Here is a 13859-nt window from a genome sequence, read left to right as displayed (position 1 = left end):
AACGCGATGGCGTGGACGTTCAGGCCGGAGCGACCGCCGACCAGCGCACCGTCACCTCGCCGTGCCGCCACCGGCGGCTGGAGCCGACCAGCGGCCAGCCCTGCTCCGCGAGCGCCTCGACCGCGGCCACCCACCGCTGCCGCGGCCCGAAGGTGGACAGCCCGGCCGCGCCGGCCCAGGCGGCGTCGAAGGCACGCAGGAATTCGTGCACCGGCTGCCCGGGGACGTTGTGGTGGATCAGCGCCTTGGGCAGCCGCTCGGCCAGGTCCGAGGGCGTGGCGATGTCGGAGACCCGAGCGGCCAGCGTGAGCGTCAGCGGCCCCTCGGCGTCCAGCGCCACCCAGGTCGAGCGGCGTCCCCACTCGTCGCAGGTGCCCTCGACCACCAGTCCACCCGGCGCGAGCGCGGCGCACATGGTCTCCCAGGCGCGGGCGGCGGACTCCTCGTCGTACTGGCGCAGCACGTTGAAGGCCCGCACCAGGACCGGGCGCAGGCCGGCCAGTTCGAAGCCGCCGACCCGGAAGTCGACCCGCGGCGGGTCGCGCTCGGCCGCCACCGCGGCCACCCGGGCGGGGTCGATCTCCAGCCCGACGACCTCGAGGCCGTCGACCTCCGGCGCCAGGCGCTCGGCCAGCTCCAGGGTGGTGACGGCGGAGGCGCCGTAGCCGAGATCGACGACGAGCGGGCGCGCGGCGTCGCGCAGCCGGGGGACCTGGGTGGCGAGCAGCCAGCGGTCGACCCGGCGCAGCCGGTTGGCGTTGGTGGTGCCCCGCGTCGGCAACCCGAGGGCACGCGCGCGTCCGGCGGCCAGCCGGGGCGCCTTGCGCTGCGGCTGCGGGGACAGCGAGGCCCGCTGCTTGTGGTCGCTCACCGGTGCGGAGCCTAGCCCCGGCTAGCGTGGACCCGTGCAGGTTCGACACGGCGTCCGCCTGGCGGAGCTCACCACCCTCGCCGTCGGTGGCCCGATCGAGCGGTTGGTCGTCGTGGAGTCCGCCGACGACCTGGTCGCCGCCGTCAGGGACGCCGACGAGGCCGGCCGCCCCCTGCTGGTGCTCGGCGGCGGCTCGAACGTCGTCGCTCCCGACGAGGGCTGGCCCGGGGACGTCGTGCTGGTCCGTTCCCGCGGCGTCGAGCGCGACGGCGGTCGGCTCGCCGTCCAGGCCGGGCACGACTGGGACGACCTCGTCGCGTACACCGTCGAGCAGCGGCTGGCCGGCGTGGAGGCGCTCTCCGGGATCCCCGGCTCGACGGGGGCGACGCCGATCCAGAACGTGGGCGCCTACGGCCAGGAGGTCGCCCAGACGATCACCGCCGTCCGCGTGTACGACCGCGCCGAGAAGACCGAGCGAGTGCTGGCGCCGGCCGAGTGCGGGTTCGCGTACCGGGACAGCCGGCTCAAGCGCGAGCCCGGCAGGTTCGTCGTCCTCGAGGTGCGGTTCGAGATGCACCCGGGCGACCTCTCCCGGCCGGTCGGCTACGCCGAGCTCGCCCGCACCCTGGGGGTGGAGATCGGCGAGCGCGCGCCGCTGGCCGAGGTCCGCGAGGCCGTGCTGGGCCTGCGCCGCGGCAAGGGGATGGTCTGGGACCCCGCCGATCCGGATTCGCGCAGCGCCGGATCGTTCTTCACCAATCCGATCGTCCCGGCCGAGCGCGCCGTCGAGGGCTGCCCGAGCTGGCCGGCCGAGGACGGGCAGGTGAAGCTCAGCGCCGCCTGGCTCGTCCAGCACGCCGGCTTCGGGCGGGGCACCCGCGAGGGCAAGGTGGGGACGTCGTCGCGGCACAGCCTGGCGCTCACCACGGAGGACGGCGCCACCGCGGCCGAGCTGCTCGCCTTCGCCGACCGCATCGTCGCCACCGTGCGGGAGAGGTTCGGCGTCCACCTGGACCGGGAGCCCACCGCCGTCCGCCCCTGACGCGCCGCCGTCCTCGCTGTCAGGCGGGCACCAGCTCCAGGTACATGACGTGCAGCCCGACGTACCCGTGGTCCGGGTGGTCGAAGGCGCCCGGGACCGTGGTCAGGATGCGGAAGCCGAGCGAGCGCCAGAGCGCGACGGCGGCGGTGTTGGTCTCGACGACGGCGTTGAACTGGATCGCCCGGTACCCGTTGGCCCGGGCGAGGTCGACGACGTGCTCGCCGAGCGCTCGGCCGACCCCACGGCCGCGGGCGGCGGCCGCGACCATGAAGCTGGCCGTCGCCACGTGGGCGCCGCGGCCGGGCCGGTTCGGGCCCAGCTTCGCGGTGCCCAGCACCTCGCCCTCGTCGACGGCGACCACGGTCCGCCACGGCGGCGGCTCCATCCACACCGCCCGGGCCTCCGCCGAGGAGAGCCCCTCCGGGTAGGCGTAGGTGTCCCCGGCCCGCACCACGGCGTCGAAGACGGGGAACAGCGCCGGCCAGTCGGCCTCGGCCGCCTCGCGGATCTCCACGGCCTCAGCTCTCCTCGCGGTGGACCTTGTGCTGCGCGGCCTGCGCCCGCGGGCGCACGACCAGCAGGTCCACGTTCACGTGGTGCGGGCGGGTGAGCGCCCAGGCGATGCAGTCGGCGACGTCCTCGGCGACCAGGGGTTCCCGCACCCCGCGGTAGACGGCGTCCGCCTCGGCCTCCGACCCCAGGCGGTTGAACGAGAACTCCTCCGTGCGCACCATCCCCGGCGCGATCTCGATGACCCGCACCGGCTGGTCGAACAGCTCCAGCCGCAGCGTCCCGGCCAGCGTGTGCACCCCGTGCTTGGCCGCGGTGTAGGACGCCCCGCCCTCGTAGGAGACCAGGCCCGCGGTCGAGCCGACGAACAGCACGTCGCCGGCGCCCGAGGCGATCAGCGCGGGGAGCAGCGCCTTGGTCAGCCGCACCGTGCCGAGGACGTTCACGTCGTAGGTGCGCGCCCACGACTCCAGGTCGGCGTCGGCGACCGGGTTCGCGTCGAAGGCGCCGCCGGCGTTGTTCACCAGCACGTCGACCCGGTCCAGGGCGGCGACGAAGGCCTCGACCGAGTCGGCGTCGGTGACGTCCAACGGCAGCGCCCGGCCGCCGATCGAGGCGGCCAGCTCCTGCAGCCGGTCCAGGCGCCGGGCGCCCAGGACGACGTCGAAGCCCTCGGCGGCCAACCGGGTGGCGGTGGCCGCGCCGATCCCGCTGGACGCCCCGGTGACGACGGCGGTGCGCCCGGTCCCGGGGAGCGACGGGGCACCGGTCCGGGTGAGAGGTGGGACACCAGACATGTGGTCATCCTGACCCTGTTGCAGGATGGAAGACCGGCGGGGTGTCCGACGTTCACCCCCGCGACCGGTCCGGATCACGGCAACGCAGAGCGGGAGGGAAACCGCGTGCCCCCTCACCGCCTGTCCCGTCCCGGCGCGCCCCGGCGGGTGGCGACCCTCTCGGTGCACACCAGCCCGCTCGACCAGCCCGGAGCCGGCGACGCGGGCGGGATGAACGTCTACATCGTCGAGGCGTCGCGGCGGCTGGCCGCCCGCGGCATCGCCGTCGACATCTTCACCCGCGCCACCTCCAGCGACCTGCCGCCCGTGGTCGAGATGAGCCCGGGCGTCACGGTCCGGCACGTGCACGCCGGCCCGTTCGAGGGCCTGGGCAAGGAGGAGCTGCCCGCGCAGCTGTGCGCGTTCACCGCGGCGGTGCTGCGCGAGGAGGCGCAGCACGAGCCGGGCTACTACGACGTCGTCCACTCGCACTACTGGCTGTCCGGCCAGGTCGGCTGGCTGGCCCGCGACAGGTGGAGCGTGCCGTTGATCCACACCGCCCACACGCTGGCCAAGGTGAAGAACGAGGCGCTGGCCGCCGGTGACCGGCCCGAGCCGCGGGCCCGCGTCTTCGGCGAGGAGCAGGTGGTCGCCGAGGCCGACCGGCTGATCGCCAACACCGACGAGGAGGCCCGGCAGCTGGTCCGCCTCTACGGCGCCGACCCGGCCCGCACCCTCGTCGTCCCGCCCGGGGTCGACCTCGATCGGTTCCGCCCCGCCGACCGGGCGGCCGCCCGGCGCGCGGTCGGGATGCCGGAGGACGCCGTCGTCCTGCTGTTCGTCGGCCGCATCCAGCCGCTCAAGGCTCCCGACGTCCTGCTGCACGCCGCCGCGCGGATGCTCGCCGACGACCCGGCGCTGCGCGACCGGCTGCGCGTGCACGTGGTGGGTGCGCCCAGTGGCTCCGGCCTCGATGCGCCCGAGCAGCTGCAGAAGCTGGCCGGCGACCTCGGCATCGCCGACGTCGTGACGTTCTTCCCCCCGCAGCCGCCCGACCGGCTCGCCGAGCACTACCGCGCCGCCGACGTCACCGTCGTCCCGAGCCACAACGAGTCCTTCGGGCTGGTGGCGCTGGAGTCACAGGCCTGCGGCACGCCCGTGGTGGTCGCCGCCGTCGGCGGGCTGCCGACGGCGGTCCGCGACGGCGTCTCGGGCGTGCTCGTCGCCGGCCACGACCCGGCCGACTACGCCGTCGCGGTCCGCGCGGTGCTCGCCCGCCGGGAGCTGCTGGCCGCCGGTGCCCGCCGGCACGCGGCGCGGTTCTCGTGGGACCGCACCGCCGACGCCCTCGTCGAGGCGTACGCCTCGGCGGCGCGGGACATGACGTCCGCCGCCGTCCGTCCGGTGCGCGAGCGGCTGCTCGCCCCGCTCCGCGCTCTCCCCGACGTGCAGGTGGCCCGATGACCGGCCGGTCGGTGGAGGAGCTCGACGCGGTCATCGAGCAGACGCTGCGCGACGCCGAGCTGGTGCACGAGCACCCGGCCCCGGGCACCTGGGTGGTCGACCTGCCGGGCACCAAGAAGCTCAAGACCGTCTGCGGGCTGAGCGTCGGGGAGCACGCGCTGCGGGTCGAGGCGTTCGTCTGCCGCCAGCCGGACGAGAACCGCGAGCAGCTGTGGAGCTTCCTGCTCCAGCACAACGCCCGGATGTACGGCGTCGCGTACTCGATCGACAACGTCGGCGACGTGTACCTGACCGGCCGGCTGCCGCACGCCGCGGTGACGCCCGAGGAGCTCGACCGGATCCTCGGATCGGTGCTCAGCTACGCCGACGACCACTTCAACACCATGCTCGAGATCGGCTTCGGGACGTCGATCCGCCGCGAGTGGGAGTGGCGGGTGAAGCGCGGTGAGTCGCTGAAGAACCTCGAGGCGTTCGCGGCCTTCGTCGAGCCCCGACGCGGCTCCGCCCCGCCGAAGGACGCCGATCCCGCCGACGGGGCGTGACGGCGACGGACACCGCCCCGGCCGAGGAACTCCCGCCCGGCTACGCCCGCCGCTGGTGGGTGCTCGCCACCATGACGGTGTGCCTGCTCGTGGTGATCATGGGCAACACGATCCTCAACGTCGCGCTGCCCACCCTGCAGCGCGACCTGGGCGCCACGCAGGCGGAGCTGCAGTGGGCGGTGGACGCCTACATCCTCGTGTTCGCCGGGCTGCTGTTCAGCTGGGGCGTCATCGGTGACCGCATCGGCCGCCGCCGGGTGCTGCTCATCGGGTTGTCGATCTTCGCGTTCGGCTCGATCATGGCGGCCTTCAGCGACGGCCCCGTCGAGCTGATCGTCTGGCGGGCGGTCATGGGCGTCGGCGGCGCGGCCGTGCAGCCCACCACCCTCGCGGTCATCACCAACGTCTTCCCCGGCCCCGAGCGCGGCCGGGCCATCGGCGTCTGGGCCGGGACCGCGGGCATCGCCGTCGCCGGTGGGCCGCTGGCCGGGGGCCTGGCCCTCCAGCACTTCTGGTGGGGCTCGGTCTTCCTCATCGGCGTGCCCGTCGCGGTGCTCGGCATCGTCGCCGTCCTCGCCGTCGTCCCCGAATCGAAGGACCCGTCGCCGGGCCGGCTGGACGTCCCGGGGGTGCTGCTGTCCATCGTGGCGCTCGGGGGCCTGGTGTACGGGATCATCCGCGGCGGCGAGGGCGCGGGCTGGACGACGCCGGGCGTGCTCGTCCCGCTCGTCGGCGGGCTGCTGCTCCTGGCGGTGTTCATCCAGCTCCAGCGGCGCTCGACCCACCCGGCGCTGGACGTGTCGCTGTTCCGCAACCCCGCCTTCTCCGCGGCAGCCGGCGCGCTCGGGCTGAACTTCTTCGCCCTGCTCGGCGCCACGTTCTTCTCCGTCTACTACCTGCAGGGCGTACTGGCCTACAGCCCCCTGCAGAGCGGGGCCGCGCTCATCCCGACCGCGCTCGGCATGGCGGTCATGGCGCCCCGCAGCTCGGTGCTCGCGGAGCGCTACGGCGCCAAGGCGGTCTGCGCGGTGGGGTTCACCCTCATCACGCTGTCGTTCCTCGGCTACCAGTTGCTCGGCGTGGACGCACCGGTCTGGCTGGTGCTGGGGATCTTCCTCGTCCAGGGCGTGGGCATGGGCGCGGTCATGGCGCCGGCGACCGAGTCGATCATGTCCGTCGTCCCGCGCGAGAAGGCCGGCGCCGGCGCCGCGGTGAACAACTCGGTCCGCCAGGTCGGGGGCGCGCTCGGCGTGGCCAGCCTGGGCTCGCTGCTCGCCGCGAGCTACTCGGCCTTCCTCGGGGACGCCACCGAGGTGCTCCCGGAGGAGGTCCGGGACGAGGCCGGGAACTCGATCATCGACACCCTGCAGGCGGTCCGCGGGGTCCAGGCCACCGGCGACGCCGAGGCCGCCGCCGCGGCGGCGAGCATCGTCGAACCCGCCCGCGCCGCGTTCGTCGACGCCATGCACGTCACCGCGCTGGGCACCGCCGTGGCCGCCGCGTTCGCCATCGTCATCGTGCTGGTCTGGTTGCCGGGGCGGCGCGAGGTGCTCACCCCCGACCCGCGGCTGCGGGACAGCCCCGCCCCCCGCTGAACTCCCCCGGCTGGCCGGCGGCGCACGGTCGGGCAGGATGACCCCCGTGACTGCGACGGGAACCCTCGTGCTGCTCCGCCACGGCGAGAGCGAGTGGAACAAGGCCAACCTGTTCACCGGCTGGGTCGACGTGCCCCTGACCGACAAGGGGCGCACCGAGGCCGCCCGCGGGGGGCAGCTGCTGGTCGAGCACGGGCTGCTGCCCGACGTCTCGCACACCTCGCTGCTGCGCCGCGCGATCATGACCGCGGAGCTGGCGCTGCACGAGGCCGACCGCCAGTGGATCCCGGTGAAGCGCTCCTGGCGGCTCAACGAGCGGCACTACGGCGCGCTGCAGGGCAAGGACAAGGCCGCGACGCTCGCCGAGTACGGCGAGGAGCAGTTCATGATCTGGCGCCGGTCCTACGACACGCCGCCTCCGCCGATCGACCCCGGTGACGAGTTCAGCCAGGACGGCGACGCCCGCTACTCGTTCCTCCCGCCGGAGGCCCGCCCGGCCACCGAGTGCCTCGCCGACGTCGTCGTCCGGATGCTGCCGTACTGGTACGACGAGATCGTCCCGGACCTGCGGCAGGGCAGGACCGTGCTGGTCGCCGCGCACGGCAACAGCCTGCGCGCGCTGGTGAAGCACCTCGACGGCATGGGCGAGGACGAGGTCGTCGGGCTGAACATCCCGACCGGGATCCCGCTGCGCTACGACCTGGACGACGACCTGCGCCCGGTGAAGCCGGGCGGCGAGTACCTCGACCCGGACGCGGCCGCGGCCGCCATCGAGGCCGTCAAGAACCAGGGCAAGAAGTAGGTCACAGCGGGGTGCCGGCCTCCGGGACGTGCCGCTCGCCGGTGACCAGGTAGACGACCCGGCGGGCGACGCTGACGGCGTGGTCGGCGAAGCGCTCGTAGTAGCGGCCGAGCAGCGTCACGTCGATCGCCGACTCGACGCCGTAGGGCCAGCTGTCCGACAGCAGCTCGCGGAACAGGCCGCGGTGGATCCGGTCCATCGCGTCGTCGTCGGTCTCGAGCTCGCGGGCCTTCTCGACGTTGCGCGTGGCGATGACCGTGCCGGCCTTCGTCACCAGCATCTCCGCGACGTGACCGGCCTCCAGGAACGCCGGCCGCACCTCCTGGGGGACGGCGTGGTCGGGGAAGCGCATCCGGGCCACCTTGGCGATGTGCTCGGCGAGGTCGCCCATCCGCTCGAGATCGCTGGCGATGCGGGTGGAGACGACGATCGTGCGCAGGTCGGTGGCCACCGGCTGCTGGCGGGCCAGCAGCGTGAAGCACCGCTGGTCGATGTCCTCCCGGGTCGCGTCGATGTGCTCGTCGCCGGCGATCACGATGTCGGCGAGGGTCACGTCGGCGTCGAGGAGCGCCGTCGTGGCCGTGCTCATCTGGGAACCCACGGTGTTGGCCAGCTCGACCAGACAGCTGCGGATGTCGTCGAGTTCCTCGTGGTAGCTGTCGCGCACGTCGTCCTCCCTGGGCGCGGCACCTCGCCGCACCGGTCGCCCCATGACCGTAGGCCCGTCCCGGGGGTGCCCGGTCGCGGCCAGGTGAACGCCTCCCCACGCCCGCGTGAACAGTCCCTCGCCCGGAGGGCCCGTTCGGGCGAACCGGCCGGTGACGTGCCCCTGTCGACCTAGCATCGAGGTCGTGAGTCCGCTCGTCGCGCTGGTGGTGGGCCTGGTCCTCGGTGGGGCCGTGGCCGTCGCCGTCGTGCTCGGCACCCGGCGCGACCGCCGGACCCGCACCGCGGCCCCGGTGGTCGCCCGGCCGGAGGCGGCCATGGCGCGCCGGCTGCTGGACCTCATGGATCCCGCCGTGGTCGTCGTCGACGTCGACGACGCCGTGCTGCTGGCCAATCCCGCCGCGCGGGCGCTGGGCATCGTGCGCGGCGACCGGCTCCTGGTCCCCGAGCTGCTCCAGCTGTCGCACACCGTCCGCGCCCGGGGCAGCCGGCGCACCGACGTGCGGCTGCCCAGCGATCTGGTCGGCGCCGGACCGCGCACGATGAACGTGCACGGGGTGCGGCTGGAGAGCGGCACGGCGCCGCCGCCGGGTCCGGTGGCGCTGGTGCTGCAGGACGTCACCGAGGCGCGCCGCACCGAGGCGGTCCGGCGCGACTTCGTCGCCAACGTCGGGCACGAGCTCAAGACGCCGGTGGGCGCCCTGAGCCTGCTGGCCGAGGCGATCGAGGGCGCGGCCGACGACCCCGAGGCCGTGCAGCGGTTCGCCAACCGGATCGCCCACGAGGCCGATCGGCTGGCCCGGCTGGTGCGCGAGCTCATCGACCTCTCCCGGCTGCAGGGCGGGGAGCCGCTGCCCGACCTGGCGCCGGTGCCGGTCGACGGCGTGCTGGCCGAGGCCGTCGACAGGACCCGCACCGCGGCCCGGTCCAAGGACCTCGACATCGCCGTCGGCGGGCAGACCGGCCTGGTGGTGCGCGGGGTGGAGAGCCAGCTGGCCACCGCGGTCACCAACCTGCTGGCCAACGCGGTCGCGTACAGCACGGGGGAGTCGCGCATCGCCGTGGCCGCCCGCGCCCGGTCCGGGTTCGCCGAGATCAGCGTCACCGACAGCGGGATCGGCATCCCGCGCAAGGACCGGCAGCGCATCTTCGAGCGCTTCTACCGCGTCGACCAGTCACGGGCCAGCAGCACCGGCGGCACCGGACTCGGCCTGGCCATCGTCAAGCACGTGGCCAGCAACCACGGCGGGTCGGTGACGGTGTGGAGCGAGGAGGGCCTCGGCTCGACCTTCACGCTCCGGATCCCGCTGGCCGCGCCGCCGCCCGAGCCCGACGCACCACCCTCCGGCGAGACCGTCGCCGTCGACCCCGGAAAGGGGACCGCATGACCCGCGTGCTGGTGGTGGAGGACGAGGAGTCCTTCTCCGACGCGTTGTCCTACATGCTGCGCCGCGAGGGCTTCGACGCCGTCGTGGCGGGCACGGGGCCCGAGGCGCTCGCCGAGTTCGACAAGGCGGGGGCGGACATCGTGCTGCTGGACCTGATGCTGCCGGGCCTGCCCGGCACGGAGGTCTGCCGCCAGCTGCGGTCGCGCAGCAACGTGCCGATCATCATGCTGACCGCGAAGGACAGCGAGATCGACAAGGTCGTGGGCCTGGAGCTCGGCGCCGACGACTACGTCACCAAGCCGTACTCCGCCCGCGAGCTCGTCGCCCGCATCCGGGCCGTGCTCCGCCGGCGGGGGGAGGCGGCCGAGCCCGCGTCCACCGACGCCGTCCTCGAGGCGGGGCCGGTGCGGATGGACGTCGAGCGGCACGTCGTCGCCATCGACGGCGAGCCCGTCGCGCTCCCGCTCAAGGAGTTCGACCTGCTGGAGTTCCTGCTGCGCAATGCCGGCCGGGTGCTCACCCGCGGTCAGCTGATCGACCGGGTGTGGGGCTCGGACTACGTGGGCGACACCAAGACCCTCGACGTCCACGTCAAGCGGCTGCGGGCCAAGATCGAGCCCGACCCCGCCAACCCGAAGCACCTGCTCACCGTGCGCGGTCTGGGCTACAAGTTCGAGGCGTGAGACGGGCCGGGCCGCGCGAGCGCGCGGTTCAGGCAGGGATCGGCACCCGCGCCTCCCGGACCGGTCCCGTCGCGGCCGCGAGCTTCCGGCCGGTCCGGTAGACGTGCGTGCGCCCGCAGGCGGGGCACTCCACGTGCATCGCGATGTGCGTCGGGTGGTTGGTGACCGCTCGGATGCACCGGTCCGCGACCAGCTCGTCGGACCGGGTGGCGGGGCAGGTGATCAGCAACATGGGAGAAGCGTGCGCGCGGGCGGCCGGCGGGACGAGTGGCAGGAGTGACCACTATCGCCACATTCCTGCCATGATGGCGGCATGGCTCTCCCGGACCGCCCGCTCGTGGTCAGCGTCGTCGTCGCCGACGGTCTCGTCGGCAGCTTCGGCCTCGGCGTCTGCGCCGAGGTCTTCGGCTATGACCGCCGCGCCATGGGGTTGCCCCGGTTCGACTTCGGCCTGGTGACCGAGGCGCCCGGCGTCCTGCGCACCGACACCGGCATCCCGATCACCGTGGAGCACGGCCTCGAACGGCTCGAACGCTCGGACATCGTCTCGATCACCGCCTGGGAGCTGTTCGCCCGGGAGCCCTCGCCGGCGCTGCTCGACGCGTTCCGCGCGGCGCACGCCCGGGGCGCCACGATCGTCAGCCACTGCACGGGAGCCTTCGTGCTGGCCGCCGCCGGCCTGCTCGACGGCATGCGGGTGACGACGCACTGGAAGTACGCCGGGGAGCTGGCCGCCAGGTTCCCCGAGGTCACCGTCGACCCGTCGGTGCTCTACGTGGACAACGGGCAGGTCATCACCGGCGCCGGGACGGCGGCCGGCGTCGACACCCTGCTCCACCTCGTCCGGCGCGAGTGGGGTGCGGCCGCGGCCAACGCGCTGGCCCGCGAGATGGTCGTCCCGCCGCACCGCGACGGCGGCCAGGCCCAGTTCATCGACGCACCGGTCCCGGCCTGCGAGGACGACCTGCTGGGCGCGGTCCTGGAGTGGGCGACCGGCAACCTGGCCGAGGAGATCTCGGTCGACCTGCTCGCCCGGCGGGCCCTGATGAGCCCGCGCACGTTCGCCCGCCGGTTCAAGGCCACGACCGGGACGACGCCGCACGCCTGGCTGCTCGGCCAGCGGCTGGCCGCCGCGGAGGCGCTGCTGGAGGAGAGCGATGCGCCGGTCGAGGAGATCGCCCGGCTGGTCGGGTTCGGGACCGCGGCCGGGCTGCGCGAGCAGTTCACCCGCCGCCGCGGGATCTCGCCGCGGGCCTACCGCCAGACGTTCAGGACGACGTCCACGGCGGGCTCAGCGGTCGGGGCGGTGCCGCAGCAGCTCGACCGGCACGGGGTGCGGACTGGCCGGATGGGGAGCGACGAGGCCCTGGTCGAGGCGGGCCTCGGTCAGCCGGCGTAGCTCCGCGTAGGCGGGCGCACCGAGCAACGCGGTCAGCTCCGCCGCGTAGGTGTCCACCAGCGGCTCGGGGGCGACGTGCGCGGCGGGGGAGCCCGTGCACCACCAGTGCAGGTCGTGCCCGCCCGGCCCCCATCCGCGGCGGTCGAACTCCCCGATGGTCGACACCAGCACGCGGGTGCCGTCGGGCCGGGACACGTGCTCCTGCTCGCGCCGCACCGGCAGCTGCCAGCACACGTCGGGCTTGGTCTCCAGCGGATGGCGGCCGGTCCGCAGCGCCATCCGGTGCAGCGCGCAACCGCCGCCGCCCGGGAAGCCCGGCCGGTTGAGGAACACGCAGGCGCCGTCGACCACCCGCGTGCGCAGCGAGCGCACGCCCTCCTCGGCGTCGTCGGCGTCGTCGGCGTCGTCGGCGTCGTCGGCGTCGTCCTGCTCCGTCCAGGCGCCGCGGCCGACAGGTGCCAGCTGCCAGTCGTCGTCCTCGAGCCCGGCCACCGCGTCGGTGACCCGCGCGAGGTCCTCCTCGTCGGTGAAGAAGGCCCCGTGGTTGCAGCAGCCGTCGTCGGGTCGCCCCTCCACGACGCCGGCGCACCCGCGGCCGAACACGCACGTCCACGCCGACGTGAGCCAGGTGAGATCGGCGCGGACGAGGTGCTCGGGATCGGCGGGATCGGGGAACTCCACCCACTCCCGCGGGAAGTCGAGGGCCACCTCGCCAGGCGGGTAGTCCGGCACCCACCCAGCCTATGCGGGGCGACCCCGGCAGACTGCACCCATGCGGTTGGGTGTGCTCGACGTCGGTTCCAACACGGTCCACCTCCTGGTCGTGGACGCCCACCCCGGCGCCCACCCCACGCCGATGCACGACGACTCCTGGCCGGTGCGGCTGGCCGAGCACATCGGCCCCGACGACCTGCTGACGGGCGTGGGCGAGAAGGCCCTGCTGCAGTCGGTGCAGGAGGCGATCGACCAGGCGGAGCGGCAGCGCTGCGACGAGTTCATGGCGCTGGTGACCTCCGCGATCCGCGACGCCCGCAACGGGCTGGAGGTCCTCGACCGGGTCCGCCAGGCGACGGGGGTGGAGCTGCAGGTGCTCACCGGGGAGGAGGAGGCCCAGCTGACCTTCCTGGCCGTCCGGCGCTGGTTCGGCTGGAGCGCGGGCCGGCTGCTGGTGATCGACATCGGCGGCGGCTCGGTGGAGATGGCCGTCGGCATCGACGAGCTGCCCGACGTCGCCCTGTCGCTGCCGCTGGGGGCCGGGCGGATGACGCGGAAGTTCCTCCCCGGCGCCCTGGCGGGGGAACGGCCCGACCTCGCCGCGCTGGAGGCGCTCGACGCGCACGCGACAGCGCTGCTGGAGCCGGCGGCCGAGCAGCTGCGCGCCGCGGGAACCCCCGACCTGGTCGCCGCCACGAGCAAGACCTTCCGCACGCTGGCGCGGCTGACCGGCGCGGCGCCGTCGGCAGCCGGCATCCGGGCGCCGCGGGAGCTGACCATGACCGGCCTGGACCAGCTGACGCGCTTCATCTCGCGCATCCCGTCCGGTGCGCTGGGGGAGCTGCCGGGTGTCTCGTCGTCCCGCGCCCACCAGGTTCCGGCGGGAGCGACTGTCGCTGCCGCCGCCATGCGCCTCCTGGACGTACCGTTCGTCCGGATCTGTCCGTGGGCGCTGCGCGAGGGAGTCATCCTGCGGAGGCTGGACTCGATGGAAGGGGTGTGATGGCCGAACCGGACTGGAACCCCGACACCGGAGGCCGCCCGCTGGCGGAGATCCTCCGCGAGGCCGGCATCGACACGTCCCGTGCCGCACGACGTCGTCGCTGGGACGACCCCGACGACCCGCCGGTGCGCCAGCGCCGTCCCGATGCGGAGTCTCCCGGCGGACGTCCGGCCTTCGGCCGCCGCCGGGGGGACGTGGAGCCCGCCGAACCCGCCGCGCGGTCCTCCCGCGCCGACCGCACCGCCGCCGACACCGGCCGGACCGGATCCTCCCGGTTCGCCTCGGCGCCGCCCAAGGTCGCCCGCTCGACCCCGCCGGCCGCGCGAGCGGCTGTCCGCCGCGGCCGACCCGTCGACCGCGGCCATCCCCCGGGCTGCGTCCCGACCGCGCCCCGGCCGTCCCGC

15 protein-coding genes and 1 pseudogene are annotated in these 13859 nt (G+C 74.6%); 10 read left to right on the top strand and 6 right to left on the bottom strand.

What is annotated here, in order from left to right; translation table 11 throughout:
* Positions 1–19: 19 nt before the first annotated feature.
* Complete coding sequence (locus tag A6V29_RS06210; protein WP_137159508.1) at positions 20–871, bottom strand: class I SAM-dependent methyltransferase; 852 nt, start codon at positions 869–871, stop codon at positions 20–22.
* Between the two features lie 34 nt (positions 872–905).
* Between A6V29_RS06210 and A6V29_RS06205 the strand changes: the two genes are divergently transcribed.
* Entirely contained in the window at positions 906–1913 is a 1008-nt protein-coding gene (locus A6V29_RS06205) for a UDP-N-acetylmuramate dehydrogenase (RefSeq protein WP_137159507.1), read from the top strand.
* A 19-nt stretch (positions 1914–1932) separates the two neighbouring features.
* On the opposite strand, the gene A6V29_RS06200 is transcribed toward A6V29_RS06205, so the two are convergent.
* Positions 1933–2427 carry a GNAT family N-acetyltransferase gene (locus tag A6V29_RS06200; RefSeq protein WP_137159506.1) on the bottom strand — a complete coding sequence of 165 codons (495 nt, stop codon included), beginning with the start codon at positions 2425–2427 and terminating at the stop codon, positions 1933–1935.
* Between the two features lie 4 nt (positions 2428–2431).
* Complete coding sequence (locus A6V29_RS06195; RefSeq protein WP_137159505.1) at positions 2432–3220, bottom strand: SDR family oxidoreductase; 789 nt, start codon at positions 3218–3220, stop codon at positions 2432–2434.
* Between the two features lie 105 nt (positions 3221–3325).
* Between A6V29_RS06195 and mshA the strand changes: the two genes are divergently transcribed.
* From mshA to A6V29_RS06175, 4 genes are read left to right on the top strand one after another with little or no spacing between them, the layout of a single operon-like run.
* Entirely contained in the window at positions 3326–4663 is a 1338-nt protein-coding gene (gene mshA / locus A6V29_RS06190) for a D-inositol-3-phosphate glycosyltransferase (RefSeq protein ID WP_249933054.1), read from the top strand.
* A complete protein-coding gene (locus A6V29_RS06185; RefSeq protein WP_137159503.1) occupies positions 4660–5205 on the top strand; it encodes a YbjN domain-containing protein in 546 nt (181 codons plus the stop codon). Before mshA ends, A6V29_RS06185 begins: the two co-directional genes overlap by 4 nt.
* The gene (locus tag A6V29_RS06180; RefSeq protein ID WP_249933053.1) at positions 5202–6800 is read left to right on the top strand and encodes an MFS transporter; all 1599 of its coding nucleotides are present in this window, start codon (positions 5202–5204) and stop codon (positions 6798–6800) included. Before A6V29_RS06185 ends, A6V29_RS06180 begins: the two co-directional genes overlap by 4 nt.
* 37 nt (positions 6801–6837) lie before the next feature.
* On the top strand, positions 6838–7602 hold the full coding sequence (locus A6V29_RS06175; RefSeq protein ID WP_137159502.1) for a phosphoglyceromutase: 765 nt from the start codon (positions 6838–6840) through the stop codon (positions 7600–7602).
* Position 7603: 1 nt separating this feature from the next.
* Here A6V29_RS06175 and phoU read toward each other — a convergent pair whose 3' ends face one another.
* Positions 7604–8269 carry a phosphate signaling complex protein PhoU gene (phoU, locus tag A6V29_RS06170; protein ID WP_137159501.1) on the bottom strand — a complete coding sequence of 222 codons (666 nt, stop codon included), beginning with the start codon at positions 8267–8269 and terminating at the stop codon, positions 7604–7606.
* A 184-nt stretch (positions 8270–8453) separates the two neighbouring features.
* On the opposite strand from phoU, the gene A6V29_RS06165 reads away from it, so the two are divergent.
* Both A6V29_RS06165 and A6V29_RS06160 read left to right on the top strand, forming a co-directional pair.
* On the top strand, positions 8454–9656 hold the full coding sequence (locus A6V29_RS06165) for a sensor histidine kinase (RefSeq protein WP_137159500.1): 1203 nt from the start codon (positions 8454–8456) through the stop codon (positions 9654–9656).
* Positions 9653–10339 (top strand): winged helix-turn-helix domain-containing protein, encoded by a 687-nt coding sequence (locus tag A6V29_RS06160; protein ID WP_137159499.1) that lies wholly within the window; start codon positions 9653–9655, stop codon positions 10337–10339. Before A6V29_RS06165 ends, A6V29_RS06160 begins: the two co-directional genes overlap by 4 nt.
* A gap of 28 nt (positions 10340–10367) precedes the next feature.
* Here the strand turns inward: A6V29_RS06160 and A6V29_RS06155 are convergent, their stop codons facing one another.
* Entirely contained in the window at positions 10368–10571 is a 204-nt protein-coding gene (locus A6V29_RS06155; protein WP_137159498.1) for a hypothetical protein, read from the bottom strand.
* A gap of 81 nt (positions 10572–10652) precedes the next feature.
* Between A6V29_RS06155 and A6V29_RS06150 the strand changes: the two genes are divergently transcribed.
* Positions 10653–11738, top strand: coding sequence for a helix-turn-helix domain-containing protein (locus A6V29_RS06150; RefSeq protein WP_137159497.1), 1086 nt, complete (start codon positions 10653–10655; stop codon positions 11736–11738).
* On the opposite strand, the gene A6V29_RS06145 is transcribed toward A6V29_RS06150, so the two are convergent.
* Positions 11631–12470 (bottom strand): DUF3109 family protein, encoded by an 840-nt coding sequence (locus tag A6V29_RS06145; RefSeq protein ID WP_137159496.1) that lies wholly within the window; start codon positions 12468–12470, stop codon positions 11631–11633. The genes A6V29_RS06150 and A6V29_RS06145 overlap by 108 nt on opposite strands.
* A gap of 40 nt (positions 12471–12510) precedes the next feature.
* Between A6V29_RS06145 and A6V29_RS06140 the strand changes: the two genes are divergently transcribed.
* The gene (locus A6V29_RS06140; protein ID WP_137159495.1) at positions 12511–13455 is read left to right on the top strand and encodes a Ppx/GppA family phosphatase; all 945 of its coding nucleotides are present in this window, start codon (positions 12511–12513) and stop codon (positions 13453–13455) included.
* Positions 13455–13859 (top strand): annotated as a pseudogene (locus tag A6V29_RS06135) (hypothetical protein); the annotation flags it as partial. The gene A6V29_RS06140 and the pseudogene A6V29_RS06135, both read left to right, overlap by 1 nt.

Origin of the sequence: Blastococcus sp. CCUG 61487, from assembly GCF_005222955.1 — a bacterium.
Classification (GTDB): domain Bacteria; phylum Actinomycetota; class Actinomycetes; order Mycobacteriales; family Geodermatophilaceae; genus Blastococcus.
This window is presented reverse-complemented; position numbering and strand designations above follow the sequence as displayed.

Excerpts from the sequence above, each read along its gene's own strand:
- A6V29_RS06195 (WP_137159505.1), bottom strand. The coding sequence starts at position 3,220 with ATGTCTGGTGTCCCACCTCTCACCCGGACCGGTGCCCCGTCGCTCCCC.
- A6V29_RS06185 (WP_137159503.1), top strand. The coding sequence starts at position 4,660 with ATGACCGGCCGGTCGGTGGAGGAGCTCGACGCGGTCATCGAGCAGACG.
- A6V29_RS06175 (WP_137159502.1), top strand. The coding sequence starts at position 6,838 with ATGACCCCCGTGACTGCGACGGGAACCCTCGTGCTGCTCCGCCACGGC.
- A6V29_RS06160 (WP_137159499.1), top strand. The coding sequence starts at position 9,653 with ATGACCCGCGTGCTGGTGGTGGAGGACGAGGAGTCCTTCTCCGACGCG.
- A6V29_RS06155 (WP_137159498.1), bottom strand. The coding sequence starts at position 10,571 with ATGTTGCTGATCACCTGCCCCGCCACCCGGTCCGACGAGCTGGTCGCG.
- A6V29_RS06150 (WP_137159497.1), top strand. The coding sequence starts at position 10,653 with ATGGCTCTCCCGGACCGCCCGCTCGTGGTCAGCGTCGTCGTCGCCGAC.
- A6V29_RS06140 (WP_137159495.1), top strand. The coding sequence starts at position 12,511 with ATGCGGTTGGGTGTGCTCGACGTCGGTTCCAACACGGTCCACCTCCTG.